Annotated in this window: 17 protein-coding genes and 2 pseudogenes; 16 read left to right on the top strand and 3 right to left on the bottom strand. The window is 64.9% G+C overall.

Annotation, left to right across the window (positions count from 1 at the left end; genetic code table 11):
• The first annotated feature begins 83 nt into the window (after positions 1 to 83).
• The 15 genes and pseudogenes from KZO24_RS26200 (at position 84) to ligD (ending at position 19700) form a co-directional block, all read left to right on the top strand.
• Positions 84 to 3137, top strand: coding sequence for a TonB-dependent receptor domain-containing protein (locus KZO24_RS26200; protein WP_271183978.1), 3054 nt, complete (start codon positions 84 to 86; stop codon positions 3135 to 3137).
• A gap of 170 nt (positions 3138 to 3307) precedes the next feature.
• On the top strand, positions 3308 to 4351 hold the full coding sequence (locus KZO24_RS26195; protein ID WP_486487434.1) for an aminotransferase class I/II-fold pyridoxal phosphate-dependent enzyme: 1044 nt from the start codon (positions 3308 to 3310) through the stop codon (positions 4349 to 4351).
• Between the two features lie 55 nt (positions 4352 to 4406).
• Entirely contained in the window at positions 4407 to 5873 is a 1467-nt protein-coding gene (locus tag KZO24_RS26190) for a S10 family serine carboxypeptidase-like protein (RefSeq protein ID WP_271183976.1), read from the top strand.
• Positions 5870 to 7168, top strand: a complete 1299-nt coding sequence (locus KZO24_RS26185; RefSeq protein ID WP_271183975.1) for an APC family permease — start codon at positions 5870 to 5872, stop codon at positions 7166 to 7168. Before KZO24_RS26190 ends, KZO24_RS26185 begins: the two co-directional genes overlap by 4 nt.
• 190 nt (positions 7169 to 7358) lie before the next feature.
• Positions 7359 to 8702, top strand: a complete 1344-nt coding sequence (locus KZO24_RS26180; RefSeq protein ID WP_486487770.1) for an MFS transporter — start codon at positions 7359 to 7361, stop codon at positions 8700 to 8702.
• 286 nt (positions 8703 to 8988) lie between these two features.
• On the top strand, positions 8989 to 9408 hold the full coding sequence (locus KZO24_RS26175; protein ID WP_379525642.1) for a DUF2231 domain-containing protein: 420 nt from the start codon (positions 8989 to 8991) through the stop codon (positions 9406 to 9408).
• The gene (locus KZO24_RS26170) at positions 9405 to 10709 is read left to right on the top strand and encodes a PQQ-dependent sugar dehydrogenase (RefSeq protein ID WP_271183972.1); all 1305 of its coding nucleotides are present in this window, start codon (positions 9405 to 9407) and stop codon (positions 10707 to 10709) included. Before KZO24_RS26175 ends, KZO24_RS26170 begins: the two co-directional genes overlap by 4 nt.
• 85 nt (positions 10710 to 10794) lie before the next feature.
• Positions 10795 to 11745, top strand: coding sequence for a cytochrome c oxidase subunit II (gene coxB / locus KZO24_RS26165; protein WP_271183971.1), 951 nt, complete (start codon positions 10795 to 10797; stop codon positions 11743 to 11745).
• Positions 11742 to 14263: pseudogene (ctaD, locus tag KZO24_RS26160) on the top strand (cytochrome c oxidase subunit I). Before coxB ends, ctaD begins: the two are co-directional and overlap by 4 nt.
• Entirely contained in the window at positions 14263 to 14640 is a 378-nt protein-coding gene (locus KZO24_RS26155) for a hypothetical protein (RefSeq protein WP_271183969.1), read from the top strand. Before ctaD ends, KZO24_RS26155 begins: the two are co-directional and overlap by 1 nt.
• Positions 14637 to 15226 (top strand): annotated as a pseudogene (locus KZO24_RS26150) (cytochrome c oxidase assembly protein). Before KZO24_RS26155 ends, KZO24_RS26150 begins: the two are co-directional and overlap by 4 nt.
• Positions 15223 to 15606: a hypothetical protein gene (locus KZO24_RS26145; protein ID WP_486487433.1), complete on the top strand. Its 384-nt coding sequence runs from the start codon at positions 15223 to 15225 to the stop codon at positions 15604 to 15606. Before KZO24_RS26150 ends, KZO24_RS26145 begins: the two are co-directional and overlap by 4 nt.
• Positions 15513 to 16268 carry a c-type cytochrome gene (locus tag KZO24_RS26140; RefSeq protein WP_486487432.1) on the top strand — a complete coding sequence of 252 codons (756 nt, stop codon included), beginning with the start codon at positions 15513 to 15515 and terminating at the stop codon, positions 16266 to 16268. Before KZO24_RS26145 ends, KZO24_RS26140 begins: the two co-directional genes overlap by 94 nt.
• Before the next feature lie 32 nt (positions 16269 to 16300).
• Positions 16301 to 17182, top strand: a complete 882-nt coding sequence (ku, locus tag KZO24_RS26135) for a non-homologous end joining protein Ku (protein ID WP_271183966.1) — start codon at positions 16301 to 16303, stop codon at positions 17180 to 17182.
• Positions 17154 to 19700, top strand: a complete 2547-nt coding sequence (ligD, locus tag KZO24_RS26130; RefSeq protein WP_271183965.1) for a DNA ligase D — start codon at positions 17154 to 17156, stop codon at positions 19698 to 19700. The genes ku and ligD overlap by 29 nt, the downstream gene beginning before the upstream one ends.
• 686 nt (positions 19701 to 20386) lie before the next feature.
• Here the strand turns inward: ligD and KZO24_RS26125 are convergent.
• From KZO24_RS26125 to KZO24_RS26115, 3 genes are all read right to left on the bottom strand, one after another.
• Positions 20387 to 20650: a CBS domain-containing protein gene (locus tag KZO24_RS26125; protein ID WP_271183964.1), complete on the bottom strand. Its 264-nt coding sequence runs from the start codon at positions 20648 to 20650 to the stop codon at positions 20387 to 20389.
• Positions 20640 to 20807: a hypothetical protein gene (locus tag KZO24_RS26120; protein WP_271183963.1), complete on the bottom strand. Its 168-nt coding sequence runs from the start codon at positions 20805 to 20807 to the stop codon at positions 20640 to 20642. Before KZO24_RS26120 ends, KZO24_RS26125 begins: the two co-directional genes overlap by 11 nt.
• Positions 20808 to 21092: 285 nt before the next feature.
• Entirely contained in the window at positions 21093 to 23171 is a 2079-nt protein-coding gene (locus KZO24_RS26115; RefSeq protein ID WP_271183962.1) for a TonB-dependent siderophore receptor, read from the bottom strand.
• 428 nt (positions 23172 to 23599) lie between these two features.
• Here KZO24_RS26115 and KZO24_RS26110 point away from each other — a divergent pair, with 428 nt between their 5' ends.
• Positions 23600 to 24910 (top strand): porin family protein, encoded by a 1311-nt coding sequence (locus tag KZO24_RS26110; protein WP_271183961.1) that lies wholly within the window; start codon positions 23600 to 23602, stop codon positions 24908 to 24910.
• The last annotated feature ends 240 nt before the right edge of the window (positions 24911 to 25150 follow it).

Genomic DNA, 25150 nt, shown 5'->3' with positions numbered 1-25150 from the left:
TCCCGGCGCCTGCGCTATCCTGACGGACAGGGAAACGCCGTGCCAACGCGGCGGCCTTCAGGGACATATCGGGGAATTCGGGCATGACACTTCGCAGGCAGACACGCACGCTTCTGACCACCACCGCACTCTCGGTCGCCGTGTTCGGCTCGCCGGTCCACGCGCAGGACCTGAGCCCCGCCGCGTTCGATGGCGCCGGGGCCGAAAGCGCCGGTGAAGCCATCGTCGTCACCGGATCGCGCATCCGCCGCGCGCTCAATTCCGATGCCGCCCCGGTCCTCGAAGTAGGCCAGCAGCAGATCCTCGATCGCGGCTATGTCAGCGTCGCCGATGCCCTCAACGACCTGCCGTCCAACGTGCCCACGCTCAACCAGGCGGACGGCTCGGGCGCATCGAGCGGATCGGGCATCCAGGCGCCCAACCTCTTCGGCCTCGGCGCCGGGCGCACGCTGACCCTGCTCAACGGCCGCCGCATGGTGACCAGCAGCTCGGGCATCGGCGGCACTGACGGCGTCGGCGACGCACAGGTCGATTCCAACATTCTCCCGCTCGGCCTGCTCGAGCGCGTCGAGGTCTATCAGGGCGGCGGCGCGGCAGTTTACGGATCGGACGCGATCGCGGGCACGGTGAACTACATCCTCAAGAAGGACTTCACCGGCATCGTGCTGGACGGCCAGACCGGCATCTCCGACCGCGGCGACTACGGCACCTACTCGCTGCGCGGCACCGCAGGCTTCAACTTCGCCGAAGGGCGCGGCAACTTCGCGGTCGACGTGGGCTGGTCGAAGAGCCCGTCGCTGCGCTTCTCGGATCGCCCGCTGTCGAACCTCGGCCGCCTGACCGTGTCGAACTCCGCCGACACCGGGCCGACCGACGGCATCCCCTCGGTCAAGGAAATCTTCAACGCCGGGTTCTGGCCTTTCAACGGCAACGGCGTGATCTTCACCGCGCCCGCGCCTCCGCCCAGCTTTTTGCTGCGCAACGGCGCCGGCAGCGCGCTACAGTTCGGCAGCGACGGCAGCGTCATTCCCTACGCCCCCGGCACCATCCAGGGGATCCCCTTCGCCTCTGACGGCGAGGGCTTCCCTTATCAGGAACTTGCGGGCCTGCGCACCGGCGTCGAGCGCCTGACCGCCAACGCCATCGGCCATTACGACCTGACCGACCGCATCACCCTCTCGGCCGAGTTCCTCTACGCCAACACCAAGGGCCGCGAGATCCCGCAGGGCAACAGCCGCACCGTGCTGAACGGCGGCACGTATGCCGGGCCGATTGCGTTCACGATCAACAACGCCTTCCTTACCGACGAGGCCAAGGCCGCGCTGATCGCCGCCCGCCCCAGCTTCGCCAACGGCGCGCCACTGTTCCTGTCGAAGTACTTCTACGACCTCGTCCCCGACCCGGTTCAGACCTACAACACCGATACCTGGCGCGGCGCCCTGACGCTGGACGGTGACTTCGACGTCGGCAGCCGCAACTTCTATTGGTCGGTTTCGGGCAGCTACGCCCGCGTCGAGGGCAGGCAGCGCAGCTGGCAGGTCGTCAACAGCCGCTACAACAATGCGATCAACTCGGTCCTGTCAGGCGGGCAGGCGGTCTGCGCGATCAACGCTGATGCCGACGCCACCAACGACGATGCGAGCTGCGCGCCGATCAACCCCTTCGGTACGGGCACCGTCAGCGATGCCGCCCGCAAGTACGTCAGCACCCGCGCCGGACTCGACTGGACCAATGAGCAGATCGACGTGCTCGCCACGCTGGGCGGCACGCTGTTCTCGCTGCCGATGGGCGACGTGCAGTTCAGCGCCGCTTACGAGCACCGCGACGAGAAGGCTGCGTTCAGCCCGCTCCAGGCCAACCTCGACGGCGTGTTCGGCGACGGTTCGCAGCAGGTCGCGCAGTCCGGCGGCTACAACACGGACGAGCTTTCCGCCGAAGTCATCGTGCCGCTGATCGGCCGCGACTTCACGCTGCCGCTGGTCAAGCTGCTCGAATTCAAGGGGGCCTTCCGCTACGTCGACAACTCGTTCGCGGGCCGCGAAAACGTGTGGGACGCAGGCCTGCGCTGGGAAGTCACCGACGGCGTGACCCTGCGCGGATCGCGCAGCCGCAACTTTCGTGCGCCCACCCTCACCCAGCTGCTCGCACCCACCAGCACCACGATCGGCTCGGCGGGCTACGACCCCTGCGATGCCGACCGCATCAACGCGGGCGCCAACCCGGCGGTCCGCCGCGCCAACTGTCTGGCGCTGTTCACGGCAAACCCGGGCTATGGCGTCGATCCCGACGGCACGGGCTCGGGCATGAGCGCCGCCGAGCGCCTCGCCCGGTTCCAGAGCCCGGCGGAGAACTTCAACCGCACCACGATCACCAGCGGAGGCAACCCGAACCTGCGCAACGAGATCTCGGACACGCTGACGTACGGCATCGTGCTGCAGCCGCGCTTCGTGCCCGGCCTGTCGATCAGCGTCGACCGCATCGAGATCGACCTGAAGGACGGTCTCTCCGCCTTCACGACCGAGGACTTCGCAGCCGCCTGCTTCGACGATCCGAACCCTTCGGAATCCGTGTGTAGCGCCTTCACCCGCCTCGCCGGGCCTGATTCGACGAGCATCGGCGGCACCATCGTCACCGGCACCACGACCACCTTCAACGCAGGCGTGGTCAAGTACCGGGGCGAGACCTACACCGTCGATTATGCCTTCGCGCCGGGCGATCTGTTCGGCGGCAGCGACCTCGGCTCGCTGCGCCTGACCGCCAACGCCACACACAACACCCTGCTCACCACATCGGTAACGGGCACCACCTTCATCCGTACCGATGACACGTACCGCAGCCCCGAATGGGTCGGCCGGTTCAACGCAGTGTGGGACAAGGGACCGGTGCGCGTGAGCTACCAGCTCGACTACCTCGGCCGCACCCGCGCCGCCTACGACGCCACGATCGAGACGACGCCGAACCCGATCCTCAAGTCGAACATCGTCCACTCGATCTCGGCGCAAGTCGAGGCCGGGAACATGACCTTCCGCGCAGGCATCGACAACCTGACCGACAAGGCTCCGTCCTATCCGCAGATCGCCTATGGCGACATCCTCGGCCGCCGCTTCTTCGTCGGCGCGCGCATCAAGCTGAAGTGACCCAATCCGCCGCCGGTGCATGACGCACTGGCGGCGGTTTCATTCCCGCATCGAACGGAAAAACAGACGATCCCCGCGATGAACCCGCCGATGCCCTCCTCTCCCCTCAGATTCCGGACGACGCCGGAATCGGCTCGTACTCGCAGTGGGTCCGCAAGGTAATCCGCTCGGTGCGTTCCGAGCGCAACCTGCTGGTCAGCCTGTTCGACAGCTCCGTGCCCGAGCCGGTGGACCTGCTGCGCCGGATCGTCGTCGAGGAATTCGCCGAGCCGGTGACCTCGCGCTATACCAGCGCCTTCAACGGCAACCCCTACGTCGTCGAGCAACTGGCCCGGCGCTACGGCGTGGCGACCGACCGTGTGCTCTGCGCGACCGGAGCGACCGGCGCACTCTCGCTGATCTACCGCGCCCTCGTCGGCGCCGGCGAATCCGTGCTGGTCGAGACGCCCGGCTTCGACCTGTTCCACACCATCGCCCGGACCAACGGCCTTGGCGTCGATCAGTTCACCAGGCAAGGCGATGGCTTCACCATCGACCCCGACGAGATCGCCGCGCGGATCACTCCGACGACGCGGCTGATCGTGCTGTCCAACCTGCACAACCCTTCCGGCATGGCGGTGGATCGGGACACGCTGCTGGCCATCGCCCGCATCGCCGAGGCACGCGGCATTCATGTCGTCGTGGATGAAGTCTACGCCGCCTATGTCGATGCCGATGTGCGCCCACCCTCGGCGGTGTCGCTCTCGCCCGCGATCATCGGGATCGACAGCCTGACCAAGTCCTACGGCCTCAGCACCCTGCGCTGCGGCTGGATCGTCGCGGACGAGGCCCCGATGCGCCGCATCCGCGCGCTGGCGGACGAGACCGAGTTCGGCGTCTCCAACCTCGCCCACGCCGCCGCCGCGCTGGTGCTGGAGCGGCCCGAGCCGTTCGACGCCTACCGCGACGCGATCATGCGCAAGGCCCGCCCGATCATCGAGAGCTACCATGCGCACTGGCGCGCCGAGGGCCTCGTCTCCGGCAAACTGCCGCGCTTCGGCTGCATCGCCTTCCCGCGCCTGACCGGGATTGACGACACGATCGCCTTCTCCGAATGGCTGGCCGAACGCTGCGGCGTGGTCGTGGCGCCGGGGAATACTTCGGCGCCGCCGGGCACATCCGCATCGGCTTCGCCCGTGCCCCGGCCGACGTGGACTACGGATTGCAGGCATTGACCGACGGGCTGGTCCGCTACCGCGACCTTCTCGCAGCCAGAGGGACGAACTGAACATGCGCACTTGGCTGACCCTCACGCTGGCGATGCTGGCGAGCACTTCGGCTACCGCACAGGAAGCGCCCACCGTCGCGGCAAGGATCGAAGGCCGCGCCGAACAAAGCGTCAAGGTCGGCGGCAAGCGCCTCGCCTTCACGGCGGAGGCGGGCACTTATCCGGTCGCGAGCACGCCGGATCGCAGCGACGCGACCGCCGGTTATGTCGCCTATGTCCGCAAGGGCGCCACTGCGGAGCGCCCCGTGCTGTTCGTCTTCAACGGCGGCCCCGGCGCGGCGTCTGCCTACCTGCAGATGGGCGCGCTCGGTCCGATGCGCGCGCATGTGCCGCAGAACCCTGCCGCGCCGCTGCCCGCCGAGGCGGAAGTCACCGCAAACCCGGCCTCGCTGCTCGACGTGGCCGACCTCGTCTTCCTCGACCCGCCCGGAACCGGCTTCTCCGAGATCGGCAAGGATGCCGACCCCGCGTTCTACCAGTCGGTGAAGGGCGATGCCGACGCTGTGTCGCAGGCCGCCCGCGCCTGGCTCGGCGAGAACCACCGCACCGCCTCGCCGCTGTTCATCCTCGGCGAAAGCTACGGCACCATCCGCGCCGCCGCGATGGTCGATGCTTTGCGGGCGCAGGATGCAAAGCTCAAGGTGCGCGGCGTGCTGCTATTCGGGCAGGCCCTCAACATGATCGAGACCTCGCAGCGGCCCGACAACGTGGTGACCTATCCGGTTTCCCTGCCGACCCTCGCCGCGCTCGCCTGCTACCACCACAAGCGCCCCGCCCCCTGCGACCCGGCCGCCAGCGCCGAAGAGGCGACCGCCTTCGGCCCGGCCTACCTCGATGCGCTCTACAAGGGCCGCGGGCTGGACGAGGCCGCCCGCGCCAAGATCGCCGCCAAGCTGACCGACCTCACCGGCATCCCAGCCGACTTCTACCTCGCCCACGACCTGCGCATCTCCAAGGAGCGCTTCCGCGTCGAACTGCTGCGCGCCGAGGGCAAGGTGCTGGGCCGCTACGACGCGCGCTACACCGCGCCGCTCCCGGCCAACGCGGGCGAGATGGTCGGCGCCGACGCCTTCTCCGCCGTGTCCGATCTCTACGGCAAGGCGGTGATCGGCCAGCTTGCCAGCATCGGCGTGGCGGCGCCTGAACGCTACAAGGTCATTACCCGCTTCCCCGGAGAATGGTCCTACGGTGCGGGCGACAGCCCGTTCAACGACTGGCCGTTCATGGCCCGCCTCGCAGCCGCGATGGCCGCCGAGCCCAAGCTGCACCTGTTCGTCGGCACCGGTCTCTACGACCTGACTACCACGGTCGGCGCGGCGGACTACCTCTTCGCCCAGGCCAACCTGACCGACGACCGCTTCGTCAACCACCGCTATCCCGCCGGGCACGTCGCCTATTCCGACGACGTCAGTTGGCGCAAGCTGGTCACCGACATCCGCGCCTTCGTGATCGCTGGCAGCAAGCCGTGAGCGACGAACAGAAGCTCGCCAAGGGCATCGACTTGTGGGGCGTCGTAGCGCTGGGCCTCGGCACGGCGGTGGGCGTCTCGATCTTTTCCGCCATCGCCCCCGCCACCGCGATTGCAGGTCCGGCGATGCTGCTTTCGGTGCTGGTCGCGGCGCTGCCGATGTACCTGATCGCGGTGAGCTATGCCTTCCTCGGCTCGGCGCTGCCGGTATCGGGGGCCTCCTTCGCGTGGCCCGCGCGGTTCCTGCATCCCGCGCTCGGCTTCTTCATCGCCTGGGCGCGGATCATCGCCAACATGGGGGCGATGGTGGTGCTGGCGCTGGTCCTCGTGCGCTACGGCTCGATGATCCTGCCGCTGCCGGTCAAGCCGACGATGTTCGCGGTGCTGGTGCTGGCGCTGCTCGCCAACCTGTTCGGCGTCCACATCGCCGCGACCGTGCAGAAGTGGCTGCTGGCTGCGATGCTGATCCTGTTTGCGGTGTTCATCGGCTGGGGCGGGGCGACGGCGGTGGACATCTCCCGCCTCGAACCCCTTTTCCCCAACGGCCTGCACGGCATGATCGCGGCGATGCCGCTGCTGATGGGCCTGTTCTTCGGCATCGAGGCCGCGACCGAGGCAGGCGCCGAAGTCGCCGACAGCCGCCGCGCCATTCCGCTGGGCATCGCCCTGTCGATCGGCTCGGCGACGCTGCTCTACCTTGCCGTGGGCTTCGTGGCGCTCGGCGTGCTGGGTGCTCCGGCACTGGGATCGAGCGAGGCGCCGATCCTCGATGCGGCCAGGGCGTTCATGGGGCCGGCGGCGATCCCGGTAATCGTGCTGGCGGCGGTGCTCTCGATCGGCAAGTCGCTCAACGCGATGTTCGCGATGTTCAGCCGCAGCCTCTACGCCATGGGAACGGCGGGGATGCTGCCCGCCGCGCTGGGCCGGGTCCATCCGCGCTGGCAGACGCCCCATGTCGCGCTCCTGGCGGTCTTCGCCATCGGCTGCGCGGGGCTGCTGCTGCCGATGGAGCTGACCTTCCTGTTCCTGGCGGTCAACATCCCCAACCTGCTGAAATACGCCAGCATCTGCCTCTCCGCAGCCCGCGTGGTCGAGCGGCACGACGATCTTTACGAGGCCGCCGCCTTCAAATTCGCCCGCCCGACGATGCGCGCCTTCGCCTATGCCGGAGCCGCCTGCGCGCTGGCGCTCGCACTGGTAGGGCTGGAGGCCGACTGGCGCCCTTACGCCCTGCTCGGCGGCTGGGTGCTGGTGGGCGCAGCGTTCCGCTGGCTGCACCGCCGCGTCCCGGGGTGACCGAGATCGCAACGATATGCGCCGGATCACGGTCTGGCCGCATCTTGCACCCACTCGATGACATTCTGCCGCCCCTGATCATTCTAACCACTTGAGTTGGTTTGAATGCGCTGCAACATATCTCACGCACGCCAAAACAGCTGAGCTTGGCTCGGGCTCGGGAGCGCGACGGGAACGGGATGTGGAAATGATGCAGCACGAAGAAACGGCCGATTTACCTTACCTGCGCAAGGTCGTGGGCGCCTCCATGGCGGGCACCGTGGTCGAATGGTACGAGTTTTTCCTGTACGGAACCGCCGCCACGCTCATTTTCGGCAAGCTGTTCTTCCCGGCCACCGGCAATGATCTGGATGGCGTGATCGCGGCCTTCGCGACTTATGCGGTCGGCTTCATCGCGCGTCCGTTGGGCGGCATCGTATTCGGCCACATCGGCGATAGGGTAGGACGCAAATCGCTGCTTCAGTTCAGCCTTATGCTCATCGGCTGCTCGACGTTCCTGATGGGTTGCCTCCCGACTTTCGGCTCGATCGGCTATTGGGCCCCCGTGCTTCTTGTCGTCCTGCGTTTCGTGCAGGGGTTCGCGCTGGGCGGAGAATGGGGCGGCGCGGTACTGCTGGTGGCGGAACACAGTCCTAACCACAGCCGCGCCTTCTGGGGCAGTTTCCCTCAGGCTGGCGTTCCACTGGGCAATCTGCTGGCGACGATCGTGCTTCTGATCCTGTCGGCGACTTTGTCCGACGCGCAGTTCCTGTCGTGGGGCTGGCGCTTCGGGTTCTGGCTCTCCGCCGTGATCGTCGGGATCGGGTATTACATCCGAACCCAGGTAGCCGACTCACCCATTTTCGAGGCTGCCAAGGCCGAAGCCGAGGAGCGCGCGCATCAGGGTTATGGGCTGGTCGAAGTCTTCCGGCGCTATCCGCGCGGGGTCTTCACGGCGATGGGTCTGAGGGTAGGCGAGAATATCCTGTATTACATGGTCGTCACGTTCTCGATCACCTATCTGGCCCATATTGGTGTCGACACGACCAAGATCCTGACCCTGCTGTTCTGCGCGCACATCCTTCACGTCGTTCTGATCCCGCTGTTCGGCGCCATGGCAGACCGGATAGGACGCAAGCCGGTCTACATGCTGGGCGCGGCACTTACGATGGCATGGCCTTTCATCGCGTTTCCGATGTTCGGCAGCGCAAGCACCGCCATCGTGCTCGCGGGTATCTTCGGGGGCATGTTCGTCCACGCCTTGATGTATGCCCCGCAGCCCGCCATCATGGCCGAGATGTTCCCCACGCGGATGCGCTACTCCGGGGTTTCCCTGGGCTATCAGGTGACGGCGATCTTCGCCGGGTCGTGGGCTCCGCTGATCGGCACTACCCTGCTGCGCGAATACGACGACTGGCTGCCGATCGCATTCTATGTTGCGGCTGCCGGAGCCATCAGCCTGCTGTCCGCGCTCGTCATGACCGAGAGCAAGGGCACGTCGCTGCTTGCCATTGACCGGGAAGATGAGCGTCGCCTTGCCACGGGATCAAATTGATGACGGTGCCCGAAAGACGGGATTACTTGAGCCCCTAACTCCTCGCATGAGGATTCTTCGGTCAAGTTAGGTCACTGCAGCACTTATCGTTTTTGGATCTCAGGTCCGAGCCCGCTGTTTGATACAGGAACATCCCCTGCGCCTGTACGACCTCACATCCGGTCACCGCTTTGGACGGCTGCACCACTATCCCGCTTAAGGGTCGGGCCACGGATCGTTGGCAACCCATCACGATCCGGCGCATTTGCAGACCATGTCCTGACCCGAGGCACTGAAGGAACCCGACTTGCCAGCAGCCTTTCCGCGCAGCTTTTCAATGCCGCTGCATCCTCTTCACGGCATCCTGCTCGCATTCCCGGTGGCGCTGTTTCCCTGCGCGTTGGCGGCGGATGTTACCTATCTCAACAGTTCCGAGATGCAGTGGTCGAACTTCGCCGCTTGGCTGATTGCAGGAGCGCTGGTCTTCACCGGTCTGTCGCTGGCATGGACGCTCGCGCGGGTGGCCATGCGCCGCGCGGGAAGCCGCTGGCTTGCGATCGTTCTGGCCGCTCTGTTCGTGGCAGGGCTCGTCAACGCATTCCAGCACAGCCATGACGGCTGGAGTTCGGTCGGCACCACCGGCCTTGCGCTGTCCGTGATCTCCATCGTGCTGGCGCTGGCTGCCGGCTGGATCGGCTACACCGTGCCGAGGGAGGTGCGCGCATGATCGTGCTCCGACATGCTGTGCTGGCGCTTGCCGCCCCGCTCGCCCTTACCGCCTGCGACAAGGCGCCCGAACTCGACCAGACCGGTGCTCGCCCGCAACTGCCGGCGCAGAAGGAAACGCTGCTCCCGCCGATGAAGATCGCGCGGCCCGCAGGTTGGAACGGCGCCATGCCAAGCGTCCCACAGGGTTTCACCATCACTCCGATCGCGACGGGCCTCAAAGTCCCGCGCCAGACGCTGGTCCTGCCCAACGGCGATGTGCTCGTTTCCGAGGGTCTCGGCGGCGGCGCGCCCAAGCTGCGCCCCAAGGACGTGATCGCCGGCTACATCAAGAGCCTCGGCAAGAGCGGCACCAAAGGAGGCAACCGCGTGACGCTTCTGCGCGACCGCGACGGTGACGGCAGATACGAATTGCAGACCGTGCTGATCGACGACCTTAATGCACCTTACGGCCTCGCGCTGGTCGATGGCGATCTCTACGTCGCCGATCAGGACGCCCTGCTGCGTTTCCGCTATCGCGACGGCGCGACGCGCATCGACGGCACCGGCGAGGTGGTTACGAAGCTGCCCGCAAATCCCAATCACCACTGGACCAAGTCGCTGACCGCCAGCGCCGACGGCACGCGCCTCTATGTCGGTATAGGCTCCAACAGCAATGTCGGCGAACGCGGCATGGCGCTTGAGGAAGAGCGCGCCGTCGTCTGGGAGATCGACCGTGAGAGCGGCGCGCACCGCACGTACGCCTCTGGCATCCGTAACCCGACCGCGCTCGCCATCAATCCGGCGACACAGGCGCTGTGGGCCGCAGTCAACGAGCGTGACGAACTCGGCACAGATCTCGTGCCAGATTACATGACTTCGGTGAAACCGGGCGCGTTCTACGGCTGGCCTTACAGCTACTACGGCAATCACGTAGACCCGCGCGTCCACCCGCAGAAGCCCGAGATGGTGCGCAAGGCCATCGCCCCCGATTATGCGCTCGGCTCGCACGTCGCCGCACTCGGCCTGACGTTCCTCACCGGCGGCGGCTTCGGCGGCAATTATGCCGACGGCGCCTTCGTGGGCGAGCACGGCAGTTGGAACCGTCGCCAGTTGGCGGGATACAAGGTCGTTTGGATTCCTTTCACCAACGGCCGCCCCTCCGGCAAGCCGCGCGATTTCGTGACCGGCTTCATCGGCCCGGACGGCAAGGCACGGGGACGTCCGGTCGGCGTGACCTACGATCCGGTCCGCCGCGCGCTGCTGGTCGCCGACGACCTGTCCAATACGGTATGGCGCATCACGCCCTCTGCGGCGCGCTGAAGAGCCAGAAACCCTTTGTAACGCGACCCAATCGAACCCCCGCACCTTCCATGCGTTGCCTTGCGCAACACAGGGGAAGAATGGCTTGCGTAAATCGACCGTCGTCTGCGCACTGCTGCTAGCGGGCTGCAACCGCCACCAGTCCGCCTTGGCGCCGTTCGGGCTGGAGGCGCGCTCGACGCTGACGATGACCATGGTGCTGGTGATCGGCGCGCTTGTTATCGCACTAGGCGTGGCGGCTGTGTACGTCCTCGCAGTGCGCGCACCGGAAGGGCGGCTGGACCACGCGGGCGGAATGCGCATGGTGCTCTGGCTCGGCGCGATCGTGCCGTCGGTGGTTCTAACGGCGCTGCTGGTCTGGGCTCTGCCCGCGATGCGCCCACTGCCCGAGACGGCGCAGAACCTGCGCATCCATGTCGAGGGCGAGCAGTTCTGGTGGCGCGTGCGCTACCAGCCGCAAGGCCAGCCGCCCCTGATCTCCGCGAACGAAGTGCGCATCCCGGTGGGCCGCACTGTCGTGTTCGAACTGACTGCGACCGACGTGATCCACAGTTTCTGGATCCCCGGCCTTGCGGGAAAGATGGACATGATTCCCGGACGCACCAACCGCCTTGTCGTGAAGGCCGATAAGGCGGGCACCTATCGCGGCGTCTGTGCGGAGTTCTGCGGCCTCAGCCATGCGCTGATGGCGTTCGACGTCATCGCCATGGAGCCTGCCTCCTTCGACGCATGGCTGGCGGTCAGCCGCGAGCCACCGATCCGCACGCAAGGTCGCGGTGCTGCCCTATTCGCGGCCAGCGGCTGCAATGCGTGCCATTCCCTGATCGGCGGCGAGAGCATCGGCCCCGACCTGACCCGCTTCGGCGAGCGCATTACGGTGGGCGCAGGCATCCTTGCCCCCACCGTGGAGAACACCGCCGCTTTCATCCGCGATCCCCACAGGTCCAAGCCCGGCGCCCGCATGCCCTCCTACTCGGCAATGCCCGAAGCGGACGCGCTCGCCATCGCCCGCTGGCTGAAGGAGGCGGGACGATGAGCCTGCACGATCAGGACGACATCGCGCTGCGCGAGGCGCAGGAAGCGCGGCTCCGCAAGGTCTGGGAACCGCCCAAGGGACTGTTCCTGCGCTGGACGGACACCAACAACAACCAAGTCGGCGTGTGGTACGTCCTGACCGCGTTCGGTTTCATGCTGTTCGCGGGCGTGCTCGCGCTCATCATGCGCATGCAGCTCGCAGTGCCGGACAACGATCTCGTGGACGCAGGGACGTTCAACCAGTTGTTCACGCTGCACGGCTCGGTGATGATGTTCCTCTTCGCCGTACCGATGTTCGAGGCGGTGTCGATCATCCTGCTGCCGCAGCTTCTGGGCGCGCGCGACCTGCCGTTTCCGCGTCTGTCCGCCTTCGGGTACTGGTCGTTCCTGATCGGCGGCGTATTCGTTTCCGGCTCGATCTTCTTCGACGCTGCGCCCGATGGCGGGTGGTTCATGTACCCGCCGCTGACGACGCGCACCGATCTCTCCGGGCTTGGCGCCGACATCTGGATGCTGGGTCTGTCCTTCATCGAGGTGTCCTCGGTAGCCGCCGCCGTGGAACTGATCGTCGGCGTGCTCAAGTGCCGCCCGCCGGGCATGCGGCTCAACCTGATGCCGCTCTATGCCTGGTACATCCTCGTTGTCGCGGTGATGATCCTGTTCGCCTTCCCGCCGCTGATCGCGGGCGACGTGCTGTTCGAGATGGAGCGCCTGCTGGACTGGCCGTTCTTTGACGCATCGCGCGGCGGAGATCCGCTGCTGTGGCAGCATCTGTTCTGGATCTTCGGTCACCCGGAGGTCTACATCGTCTTCCTGCCCTCCATCGCCCTGTTCGCGATGCTGGTGCCCACTTTCGCGCGGCGGCACCTGCTGGGCTATCCCTGGATCGTGCTGGCGGCGGTGGGCACCGCGTTCCTCTCGTTCGGGCTGTGGGTGCACCACATGTTCGCGACCGGGCTGCCCAAGATCAGCCTCGCGTTCTTCTCTGCCGCGTCTGAGGCGGTGGCGATCCCCACGGCAGTGCAGATATTCGTGTTCATCGTGACCCTGTGGGCAGGCCGCGTGGTGTGGTCGACGCCGCTGCTCTACGCGACCGGGAGCCTGGCGATCTTCGTCATTGGCGGGCTTACGGGCGTGATGGTGGCCGTCGCCCCGTTCGACTGGCAGGCGCACGACACCTACTTCGTCGTCGCCCACCTGCATTACGTGCTGATCGGCGGCACTCTGATGCCGCTGTTCGCCGGGCTCTACTACTACTGGCCGCTGATCACCGGCAAAAAGCTTTCCGACCGGCTGGGACGCACCGCGTTCTGGCTGATCTTCGTCGGCGCGAATGTGTGCTTCTTCCCGATGCACCTGTCGGGCCTCGAAGGGATGCCCCGCCGCGTCTTTACTTACCCGAAGGAGCTTGGCCTCGGCGGCCTCAATCTTGCCTCCACCATCGGCTCGTTCGTGATCGCGGCGGGTGTGGCGGTGATCTTGCTGGACCTGTGCCGCTCACCCTGGCGGCAGAAGGCCCCGCGCAATCCTTGGGAGGCGGGCACGCTGGAATGGCTCGCCCACCCCGATGACGAGGACTGGGGCATCCGCTCGATCCCGCTGATTGAAAGCCGCTACCCTATCTGGGATCAGGAGGACTTCGTGCGCAAGGTGGACGAAGGCCGCTACTTCCTGCCCGACGCCGAGGAAGGCCGCCGCGAGACGATCGTGACCTCGGTTCTGGACGCCCGGCCGGTCTCCGTCATCCGCCTCGGCGGGCCAAGCTGGCTGCCGATGCTGACGGCGGTGGCGCTGGGCGGGGTGTTCATCCTGACGACCTACCACTTCTACTGGGCGGCGCTCGTCTCGGGCGTGCTGACGCTGGCGCTGGTGCTGGCATGGCTGTGGACCGGCACGGCGGAGATTCCGGAGAAGCCCTGCAAGCCGATCGGCCACGGCATCGAACTGCCGCTCTACATCTCGGGCGACTCGGCGCCGGGGTGGTGGGCGATGTTCATCACCATGATGGCCGATGCGACGGCGTTCTCAGGGTTGGTGTTTGGGTACTACTTCTTCTGGACCCGGCATGAAGATTTCCCCCGATGGCGATGGCGGACGGTCCCGGCGTGCTGTGGCCGATGGTGGCGCTGGCCTTAGGGTTGGCAAGCTGGCTGGCGACGATGGCGGCGCGGGAGACTCACGCGCGCGGCAAAATCACGCTTGCCCGCGTGCTGGTGCTGCTGGGCATCGGCGCCAGCTTGGCGGGCGTCTTCGCCGGACTTGCCGGACCTTGGCTGTCAGGAATGGACCCGCAGACGCACAGCTATCCGGCTATCGTCTGGACGCTGGCGATCTGGACGACGGCGCATTGCGGCGTCGCCGCGATCATGCTGGCCTACGTTCTGGCCCGCAGCCTTGCCGAAAAGATGACGCCCAGCCATGACGCCGACATCCGTAACGTCACAGTCTACATGCACTTCCTCGCGCTGACCGTGACGGTCACGTACCTCACCATCGGCCTGTTTCCGGAGCTCGCGTGATGAGTGAGCGGCGCAAGTGGCATGAGCGACTGAAAGTCACGCTCTGGACCCTGATCGTACCGCCCACGGTCTGGGCGGGCCATTTCCTGTTCGCCTACCTGTGGGCGGCGATATCCTGCGCCAAGAATGGCGCCTTCGCCAAATTCCCGGTGCTGTTCACGCTGGGCACCTTGCTGGCACTGGGGGTGATCGCGCTGTCGGGCTGGGTCGCCTGGAAACAGCAGCGCACCATCGGCGATCCGCCCCCGCATGACGAGGGCACCGAGGTCGACCGCCTGCGGTTCCTGGCCAAATCGACACTGCTGCTGGCGGGCCTCAGCTTCATGGCCGTGCTGTTCACGGCTCTGCCCGTCGTCTTCATCGGAGATTGCCGGTGAAGCGCGCGGCGTTGATCATCGGGTTGCTTCTGGTGCCGATCGGCTGGGCGCTGTCGCCGCTGGGCATGAGCGGACACATGGCCGGACACATGATCGCCGTGGCCGTGGCCGCGCCGCTGCTGGCCTATGCCGCACGGGACACCATTGCCGATCCGGCAAGGCGCTCGCCGCGGATCGTCACACCGATGGCCATGATGCTGCTGGAACTGCTGACGGTGTGGGGCTGGCATCTGCCCGCTTTGCGCAGCGCCGCCGATAGTCATGCCCTGTTCGCCGTGATTGAGCAGGCGAGCTTCCTTGCCGCCGGTTTCCTGCTGTGGAGCGCCGCCATCCACTCCCCGCCCGAGCGAGCGGGATCGGCGCCCTGCTGCTTACGTCCATGCATATGACCCTGCTGGGCGTCCTCATCGGCCTTGCGCCGCGTCCGCTCTATCACGGGATGGACCATGCCCATGGACTCGATCCGCTCGGCGACCAGCAACTTGGCGGCGTGGTGATGCTGGTGATCGGCGGTGCCAGTTACCTGATCGGCGGGCTGGGCCTGCTTGCCACCCTGCTGCGAGAAGAACGGAGCACCGCGACATGATGGTGAAGATCACGATCGGGCGCGTAGTATTCGCCTTCAGCGCCGTCATCGCGCTGGGTATGGTCGTGGCGGCGGCGGGGCTGATACCCATCGCCGCGTCCACCGGGCACTGGAAGATCACTGACTGGTTCCTGCACTGGACAATGCAGAATTCCGCGCGCACCTACAGCGCCGTGCAGACGCCCAAGGTCATCCGTGACGATACGGGCCTCGTCAGCGCGGCAGGGCATTTCCGCCAGTCCTGCCAGGTATGCCACGGCGCGCCGGGGAAGCGCCCTCCCCGGTCATGCAGGCCGCGACACCGCCAGCGCCGAACCTTGCCAGGACGGCGGGCCACTACACCGATCGCGAACTGTTCTGGATCATCCGCCACGGGGTGAAGTTCACCGGCATGCCCGCGTGGGCAGGAAGGGACCGCGACGATGAAATCCGCCGCATGGTCGGCTTCGTGCGCCGTCTGCCGACGATGACACCGCAGCAATACCGCGCGCTCACGCAGCCGCTCTCAGGCGCGCCCCTGCCCCAGTGCGCGGGCTGCCACGACGTCGACGGCAAAGGCCGCGCCCAGCCCGACATCCCTATCCTCGCAGGGCAGGATGCCGCCTACATGCTGCGCGCGCTGCAGGCCTACAAATCCGGCAAGCGGGTCAGCGCGGTCATGCAGACCGCTGCCGCCGGGCTCGACGAGGCGCAGATGAAAGCTGCGGCCAGCTATTACGCGCGCCTGCCCGGCCTGCATCACGGCCCCATTGCAGACCGGAACGCCATAGCCACAAAAGGCCTTCCAGAAACGCAACTGCCAGCCTGCGCGCAATGCCATGCCCCTGGCAAGACCGCCCCTGTCATCACCGGCCAGCGCGCCAGTTACCTGGCCGGACGCCTACGCCAGTGGCGAGGCGATCACACGGTCATCGACGCCCACAAACCGCAGGACCCGATGGCCGTAATCGCCCGGCGCATACCCGAGGAGGCGCTCGATGATCTGGCCGAAAGCCTCGCTGCTCCCACCGGCCAGACTGCGACGGGAACAACCATGCCCTGATCCGGCTTGTGATGCCGAGGAAGGAACCGCCCATGCCTGCACGCGCATACTGGAAAGGCCAGATCCGTCTGGCGCTCGTCTCGATCCCGATCGAGGTCTATCCGGCGACGCGGTCGGGCGCAGCGATCTCCTTTCACCAGATCCATGAACCGAGCGGCAAGCGCATCCGCTACGAGAAGGTCGCGCCCGGCGTCGGCCCGGTGGACCGCGACGAGATCATCAAGGGCTTCGAGATTTCCAAGGGCAGCTACGTGCTCCTCGACGAGGAGGAGATCGAGGCGGTCAAGATCGAGAGCCGCAAGACGCTGGAGCTTGTCCAGTTCGTCGATGCCGACGAGATCGACGTGCTTTATTACGAGAAGCCCTACTTCGTCGTCCCGGCCGACGATCTGGCAGAGGAAGCCTACACCGTACTGCGCGAGGCGCTGCGCAAGACGCGCAAGGTCGGCCTTGGCCAGCTGGCGGTGCGCGGGCGCGAGCAACTGGTCTCGATCAAGCCCTGCGGGCGCGGCCTCGTGATGGAAGTGCTGCGCTATGCCGACGAGGTCCACAAGGCGCAGGGCTACTTCCGCGACATCGAGGATGCCAAGCCCGACGCCGACCTGCTCGACCTTGCGACGACGCTGATCGACAAGAAGACCGCGCCTTTCAAACCCGCCGAGTTCCACGACCGCTATGTCGATGCGCTCCACCGCCTGATCGACAAGAAGGCCAAATCGAAGAGCAACAAGCGCATTCTGGAGGACGTCGAGGAACCGACCAGCGGCAAGGGCAACGTCATCGATCTGATGGCGGCGCTCAAGAAGTCGGTCGGGGACGGCAAGTCCGGCGGTAAGTCAGCCTCGTCAACGCGCAAGCCTGCGGCGAAGAAGGCGTCTTCCTCGGGTGGCAGCCGTGCCCGCAAGCGGGCGTAGCGGCAAGGCCGGCGATCCTGGCGCCGACCTCCTCGCCGAATACAACCGCAAGCGCGACTTCGCGAAGACCACCGAACCTGCGGGCAAAAGCGGCAGGACCGGCGGCAACGGCTTCATCGTCCAGAAGCACGCGGCGCGGCGACTGCACTGGGATTTCCGACTCGAAGTCGATGGCGTGCTCAAGTCCTGGGCGGTGACCCGGGGGCCGAGCGCCGATCCCGACGACAAGCGCCTTGCCGTGCGCACCGAGGACCACCCGCTGTCCTACGGAGAATTCGAAGGCGGCATCCCCAAGGGCGAATACGGTGGCGGTACGGTGATGCTCTGGGATCGGGGCACCTGGGCGCCGATCGCGGGCAAGAGCGCGAAGGACATCGCGGATGGCCACCTTCACTTCACCCTCGACGGCGAGCGGATGAAGGGCGAATGGCTGCTCGTGCGCATGAAGCCCAGGCCCGGCGAGAAGCGTGAGAACTGGCTGCTTCGCAAAGTGAAGGATGCCCATGCGCAGACGGGCGATGTCCTCGTCGAGCAGGGCCTCACCAGTGTGCTCACCGGCCGCACCATGGCTGAGATCGAAGCCGACAGGGGCGGCACCCATTCGCTGAAAGGCAAGAAGGGCGATGCTTTCGCGCAGGTCATGGAGAAGGCCTCGGCCCGCAATGCGCGCAAGTCGCGCCCTTCCCGCAAGGCACAAGGCAAGCCGCCGAAATTCCGTCCCGTCCAGCTCGCCACACTGGTCGATACCATTCCCACCGGCAACCTGTGGATGCACGAGATAAAATTCGACGGCTACCGCGCGCTGATCGCAGCAGCGGGGGATAAGGCCGTCGTCCATACCCGCAGCGGCCTCGACTGGACGGACAAGTTCGGCCCCCTCGCCGCGCATATCGCTGCGCTCGACCTGCCTTCCTGCCTGATCGACGGAGAGATCATCGCCCGGGGGCCGGACGGCAATCCCGATTTCTCCAACCTCCAGGCCGTGCTCAAGCGCGGCAAGGGTAGCCAGAGCGAAGACCAACCCCTGGAATTCCATGCCTTCGATCTCCTCGAACTCGAAGGCGATGACCTGGCCACGATGACCAATATCGAGCGCAAGGAGCGGCTCGAGGCCCTGCTCTCGGAAGCCCGCCCGCCCGTCTTCGTCGCCGACCATGTAATCGGTGCGGGCGAAAAGCTTTACGATGCGATGTGCGCGGCCGGCCAGGAAGGCATCATCGCCAAGCGCGTCGATGCCGCTTACCTGGGGCGCCGCACGAGGAACTGGGTCAAAGTGAAGTGTACCCGTCGGCAGGAGTTCGTGATCGTTGGCTGGTCGAAGTCTAGCGCAAAGGGCCGTCCGTTCGCCTCGTTGCTGTTGGGGCAGTACGAGGGGAAGACGCTCATCTATCGCGGGAAGGTCGGCACCGGCTTCGATGCCGAAAGCCTCGTCGATATGGCTGCCCGGCTGGAGCAGTTGGCGCGGAAGACCGCACCTGTCGAAGTCGAGCGCGCGGAGGCACGCGGCGCAAGCTGGGTCACGCCGAAGCTGGTGGCGGAGGTCGCCTTCGCCGAGTTCACCGGTGACGGCCGCATCCGCCACGGCAGCTTTCTTGGCCTGAGGACCGAAAAGAGGGCGAAGTCAGTGACACCCGAGCAACCGCAGGCCGCGCCCAAGGCGGAAATTGCCGTGAAGATCAGCAATCACGACCGCGTAATCTTCCCCGAAAGCGGCGAAACCAAGGGAGATCTGGCCGACTACTATGCCGCCATCGCCCCGCTCATGTTGCCCTTCGCCGCTGACCGCCCGATCAGCCTAGTGCGATGTCCGCAGGGCCGTGCGAAGAAATGCTTCTTCCAGAAGCATGACAGCGGCACCTTCGGCGATCACGTCCATCATGTCCCCATCCGTGAGAAGGACGGCGGCATGGAGGACTACCTCTATCTCGACAATGCCGAGGGCCTGCTCGCCTGTGTGCAGATGGGGACGATCGAGTTCCACGGCTGGGCGGCACGAGCCGATGAGGTAGACCTTCCTGATCGAATGATCTTCGATCTCGATCCCGACGAAGGGCTGGACTTCAAGGAGTGCGTGCGCGCCGCCAGGGACATTCGCGCGCGGCTGGCGGACCTCGGACTGGTGACGTTCGCCATGCTGTCCGGCGGTAAGGGCGTACATGTCGTCGTACCGCTGAGACGGGGCCATGACTGGGATACCCACAAGGACTTCGCCCGCCGCTTCGCCGAGGCCATGAGCCTCTCCGAGCCCGACCGCTACGTCGCGACAATGAGCAAGGCGAAGCGCAAAGGCCGCATCTTCATCGACTGGCTGCGCAACCAGCGCGGGGCGACCGCAGTGCTGCCCTACTCGGCTCGGTCACGGGAAGGCGCACCGGTCGCGGTGCCGGTGGAGTGGGATGAACTGGATGGCATGAAAAGTGCCCATCCATTTTCGATCGGCGATGCGGACTCACTCATAGAGCGCGCCGCGCAACTTCGCGGCTGGGGATTTGCCAATCAGAGCATGACAAATTTCTGATAATTGCCGCTGGATTGACCGACTTGGACGCGCGGTCACCACAGTGTAGGTCCTGGCCCCTCGCTTCTCGGAACGACAAGGAGCCAGGCGATCTCAGATTTCGGTGGTCTATCAACATCAAGGCGTTCTCAACGTCTACCCCAAGGTATCTGACCGTGCTTTCGATCTTCGTGTGTCCAAGAATTTGGACTACACGGAGATTCTCGGTCGCTTGGTAAGTGATCGACACCTTCGTTAGCCGCAGCAAGTGATTCCCGTAATCTTCGTTGGGGAAGCCAATCCCCAAGACCCATTCAGCGACAAGGCGAGCATATTGCTTGATGCTGATGTGCGCTGCATGATCGGTGCGGCTAGGAAATGCAAAGTCCTCCAAGGATGTGGCCCTGACGGCCATGGGAGAACTTCTGAATGCCCAAAACCGGCCGATAGGCGACTTTCCGGTTGCAGGAAGCCAACCGGAGATAGCTGCGGTCCTTGACAAAAAGCTTGAGAGATAAGTGACCAGCTATGGGTACCTGCCCTTCCGACTGTATGGCCTTAATCAGACTGGCGCAGCCGTTCGGCTTGGTTCGGACGACGCCTTTCGCAGTATAGGCTGATATCGCAGATCAAAATTCGCCGATCGTGAGTTCAACTGCGTAACCGAGCCAAGGCGCAAAGTGCCACGATACCAAAACGACCTCAGGTCATGTTCGTGCCCGTTTGGTCTCGAGGCCGTGATGCACGTTGCGGACCTGCAGCAGGTCGTGTCTGGTAAGGATGCCGACGACCCGCTGCGTCTCAGGGGCGACGATCGGAATGCGACCGATGCCCGTCGCGACCATGAGATCCGCGATCCGGCTGAACGGGTCATGCGGGCTGCCGCAGGGCTGCGACGCGTCGGACAGTGCGTCGGCGAGCGTAGCATCCGCCGGATAGCTGCGATGGCGCGCCTCGGTTCTAGAGCACATCGGCGAGGGTCATGCTGCCGGGCAACACCTCAGGCTCAGGTGTCATGAACTGCGCGGCCTGGAGAAAGTCGAATTGGTCGACGGTGTATTCCTGCAGGATATGCCGGCCGCACCGGGCAATTTCGCCACCGCCAAATACTCTCTCAAATTCGTCCACCCGGCCTAAGATGCACCGTAGTTAGAAGTGACACGGTATGATGCTGTTTACGACCAGATCATGCCTTTCTTGGTACTTAAGCGTATCCCCCAGTAAGCGAGGCTGGCGCCGCGGCTGAGGAGTGCAGGGTCTAAAAGGCCTGGGGTAGAAGCGCTTTATCTGGCACGCGCCCACCAAACGGCTTTTTAAGAATATCGCAAGAATCTGGCCTTTTCCCGCCTTCAATGCTCGCAACCTGTGCTCTCGTATAGGTCGTTGCCTATACAAGAGCACAGGCGGCGCGTGTCACATGCGCATGCCGATCGTCGCAAACAGGGTGCGGGCCTGGCCCGGCACCACACGCAGCGCGTTACCCGACGACTGGTCGTAATTGCGGTTGGTGAGGTTGCGCAGCGTCAGGCGCGCATAGGCGCTGTGGCCCGAACGCAGCTTCATGGCATAGCCTGCATTGAGGTCGAAGGTCGTATAGGCCGCCAGGTGGAATGGCACTGTCGTCGATCCCGTGGGTGACTGAGAAAGTCCACCATACCGCCTGCTGACATGGAATGCGCCTGCGCCGAGAGAGGCGCCCTCCAGCACCCCGCCGGGGCGATATGAGAATGAGAAGCTGCCGGTATGGCGCGCGACGTTCACCACGTTATCGGACAGCGTGCTCTGCGGGTCACGGGCATCGGTATAGGCGTAGGAGGCGATCGCGCTCAGATGCCGGGTGATTTCCCCAGCGAGATCGAATTCGATACCCCGTGAGGTGACCTTGTCACGTGCCTCGGTGATCGAATTGCCGTCACCGATGTCGACGGTCTCCAGCACGTTGTTCTTGCGGATGTCGTATGCGGCGAGAGTGGCGGTCACTCCGTCGAACACTTCGCCCTTGACACCGATCTCGTAGCTGCGGCTTTTTTCCGCCGGGAAGGGACCGGACGCTGGCTGATCGCCCTGGGCGGGGACCGAGGGGTTCGGTGCGAACGCGCGAGCATAGCTGGCATAGATCGAGACATTCTGCCCAGGCTGGAACACCACACCCACGCGCGGCAGGAAAGTGTCGCTCTTCGACTGGTTGGATGGCCTCGCCAGCGTCCCTTCGCGCTGGAAGTCCTTGAACGTTTCGTAGCGGCCGCCGAACACGAACGTCCAGGCATCGTCGACCATGACCAGATCCTGGAAGTAGAGGCCGGTGGTCTTGTAGCTGTCGATCGTAGCCGAATTGGGCGTCACAGTCAGGTTCGCATAGTTCTGATCAAGCAGGCCATAGGCGGGATCGAAGATGTTGAACCCACCCCGGCCCGGAGAGTCGACCATGTAACCGCGCCGGCTGCGGAAGCTCTCGTAATCGGCGCCAAACAGCAGCTTATGCCGCATGCCCAGGAAACCGACGTCGCCGTGTAGGTTGAGCGATACATAATCGCGATCGTCGCTGAGGTCGCGGTTGCCATCGAGGCTGCGGATCAACTCACCCGTCAACTGGCCGTCTGGCCCAACGACCAGGCTGCGTGGGCGGACCTGAAGGTCGGAGCCCGACGTGCGCTGCATCGCGTACTTGGTTTCCACGCGCCAGCCAGGCGCAAACCTGTAGGCAAGCAGAACGTTACCCGCATGCAGCTTCTGTTTGAGCGTGGTGAAGGACTCTCCGAAATAGCGGGTCGAAGGAACGTTCACCCGCTTGCCGTTGTAATAGACGCGGCCCCGATCGAAGGGCTGGGTGCTGTCGGTATATTCGTAAGCAGCCTGTATACTGAAGCCGCCGCCACTCCACGACAGGCTGGGCGCGACATATGTGCGCTCCACGTCGTGGGCCTGCGGGCGCCAATAGTCGCTGTCCTCGTACTCGCCGATCAGGCGGAAGGCAAATCCGCCGCCCAGCGGTCCAGTGACGTCGGCCACCTGACGGCTTTGGCCGCGGGTGCTGAAATTGGTGTTGAGGCTGTAATGGAGCGTATCCAGCGGCTTCTTGGTGATCACGTTTACCAGGCCGCCCGGCTCGAACCGCCCGTAGAGCAGTGATGCGGGTCCTTTCAGGACTTCGACGCGCTCCGTCGAGGCGTTGAGGGCGCGAACCTGTACGCTGGTGTAGCCATCGCGAAGGATGGTGCCCTGGCCGCTTTCGAAGCCGCGGATCATGAAGTTGTCACCGGTGTTGCCGAAGGTGTTCGCCTCGGTGATGCCGCTGACATTGCGCAGTACGTCGGTAAGGGTTTGCGCGGACTGCTCGAGGATAACTTCGTTCGAGACGGCAGCGACCGCCTGAGGCGCCTTCAGGAGAGGCACATCGATTTTCATGCCCGTCGAAGTGGAGGAGATACCGTAGCGATCTTCGGTGACGCCATTGACGATTATTGTGTCGTTCTCGTCACCTTCCGCCGCCACGGCCGGGATCGAGAGAAACGGAGTGGAAGTCAGCAGAACGGCTGCTCTGGAAACCCGAAAAGTAGGAATTGTCGCCCCCTTGTTGCAAATGTCGCAGCGCAGCATCAATGATGCATTTGCGAGTCAATTGCAATTATTATTATCTGTATGATGTTGATGTTATTTATGGAATTCCGTCCTATTAGAAAAAATTCCGCTACCGCAGCACAGCATCCGGCCTGAGCTTGATCGCCGATCAGGTTGAGCGGGACATCGCGATGATTGAACGCGGATGAGGCAATGCACCAGCGAGCCAGATTAAATTCCTGAAATACAAATCTGTCGCGATGTGGCCGTACTTGAAAATATGGACAAGGCTCTCGCCTCCGCGGTAAGCATCACGCAAACGGGGGTGTACCATTTCAATTCGTCGACTGCTGGTCGCAGTGATGCTGGCGGGCATCGCGACCAGCGTAGGCGCGCAGGACCAAGAGGGCCTGGCTGCGCCGGTTTCCGCGCCTGACCATCTCTCGGCCGCGCAGGTCTTTGCGCTTGCCGATAATGCGCGTGAGCGCAGTGATTTCTTCACCGCGGAGACCGCTTATCGCGCGCTGACCCAAGACCCGGACCTTGAGATTCGCACAGAGGCACGCTTTCGCCTGGGCCTGATGCTGGCCGACGATCTCAAGCGCTATGGCGATGCCGCACTCGAATTTCGTCGCATCCTCGATGACAAACCCGGCGCTGCGCGTGTGCGGTTGGAGTTGGCACGCATGCAGACGATGCTTGGTAACATGGGCGCCGCGCGCAAGGAGTTGCGCGCGGCGCAGGCGGCTGGCCTGCCTTCGGCCGTGGAACAGCTCGTGCGCTTCTATTCCCGCGCGCTCAATGCGCGAAAGCCTCTGGGCGGCTCGATTGAAGTAGCCGTTGCTCCCGACAGCAACATCAACCGGGCCACGCGATCGGATACCCTGGGCACCGTGATTGGCGATTTCACGCTCGACGACGACGCGCGCGCAAAGTCGGGCGTTGGTCTCGACCTGCAGGGACAGGGCTATTTCCGGCTGGGTATCGAACCCGGCACCGATCTGCTCGTACGTGCTTCGAGCGACACGACGCTTTACCGAAAGCCGGGCTTCAACGATATATCCGTAGCGATCCAGGCCGGACCGCAGTACACTTGGGGCGGTAACCAGCTGACCTTTTCAGCCGGTCCGTCGCGTCGCTGGTACGGGGGACACCTGTTCAGCACGACGATCGGGGGCGGCGTCAGCTGGCAGCGGTCGCTGGGAAAACGAGCGCAGGTCCGCATTGATGGGAACCTGGCCCATGTCCGCAACCGTCGCAATGCATTGCAAACCGCGGACGACTTCACGCTTTCAGCAAATATCGACCGGGCCTTCAGCGCGCGCTTTGGCGGCGGCGTGCAGGTCTTCGGCTTCCGGGAAGCCGCGCGCGACCCGGGTTACTCGCTGGCGATGGGAGGTTCCTCCGCCTACCTGTTTCGTGAACTGGGCCGCACGACGCTGGTGGGGACTGTCGCCTACAGCCACCTTGAAGCCGACGCGCGACTGTTTTTATATCCAAGCCGGCGAGTCGAAGATCGTTACAGCGCTTCGATAGCTGCGACGTTGCGGGCGCTGCATCTGGGTAGCTTCGCGCCGCTGGTCCGCTTCAAATGGGAGCGTAACCACTCTTCGATCGAGATTTACGACTACCGCCGCGTCGTCGCCGAATTTGGCGTCACGTCGGCATTCTAGGGGGAATAGGTTCGTGACTTGGACAGATACCGCACGTCTTCTTGCAACGGCCTCACTGGCGGCGCTCAGCCTAACTCTCTCGGCATGCGGCGGCGGCGATGTAAACAGCACACCGGCTCCTACGCCGACGCCCAGCCCCGCTCCCACTCCGGCGTCTCCCCCGCATGCGCTTGGTGCCGGGGCGGGCACCACTGACTTTTCGACCTCGTCCACGCATACGGCGCAGCGCCTCACGGATCA

This window comes from Novosphingobium sp. NFX11 (assembly GCF_057376415.1).
The sequence above is the reverse complement of the archived record's forward strand: the minus strand, read 5'-3'. Positions and strand labels throughout refer to the sequence as shown.

Coding starts and splice junctions, on each gene's coding strand:
- KZO24_RS26200 (WP_271183978.1), top strand. CDS start 84: ATGACACTTCGCAGGCAGACACGCACGCTTCTGACCACCACCGCACTC.
- KZO24_RS26190 (WP_271183976.1), top strand. CDS start 4,407: ATGCGCACTTGGCTGACCCTCACGCTGGCGATGCTGGCGAGCACTTCG.
- KZO24_RS26180 (WP_486487770.1), top strand. CDS start 7,359: ATGCAGCACGAAGAAACGGCCGATTTACCTTACCTGCGCAAGGTCGTG.
- KZO24_RS26170 (WP_271183972.1), top strand. CDS start 9,405: ATGATCGTGCTCCGACATGCTGTGCTGGCGCTTGCCGCCCCGCTCGCC.
- KZO24_RS26155 (WP_271183969.1), top strand. CDS start 14,263: ATGAGTGAGCGGCGCAAGTGGCATGAGCGACTGAAAGTCACGCTCTGG.
- KZO24_RS26145 (WP_486487433.1), top strand. CDS start 15,223: ATGATGGTGAAGATCACGATCGGGCGCGTAGTATTCGCCTTCAGCGCC.
- KZO24_RS26140 (WP_486487432.1), top strand. CDS start 15,513: ATGCAGGCCGCGACACCGCCAGCGCCGAACCTTGCCAGGACGGCGGGC.
- ku (WP_271183966.1), top strand. CDS start 16,301: ATGCCTGCACGCGCATACTGGAAAGGCCAGATCCGTCTGGCGCTCGTC.
- KZO24_RS26125 (WP_271183964.1), bottom strand. CDS start 20,650: ATGTGCTCTAGAACCGAGGCGCGCCATCGCAGCTATCCGGCGGATGCT.
- KZO24_RS26110 (WP_271183961.1), top strand. CDS start 23,600: ATGCTGGCGGGCATCGCGACCAGCGTAGGCGCGCAGGACCAAGAGGGC.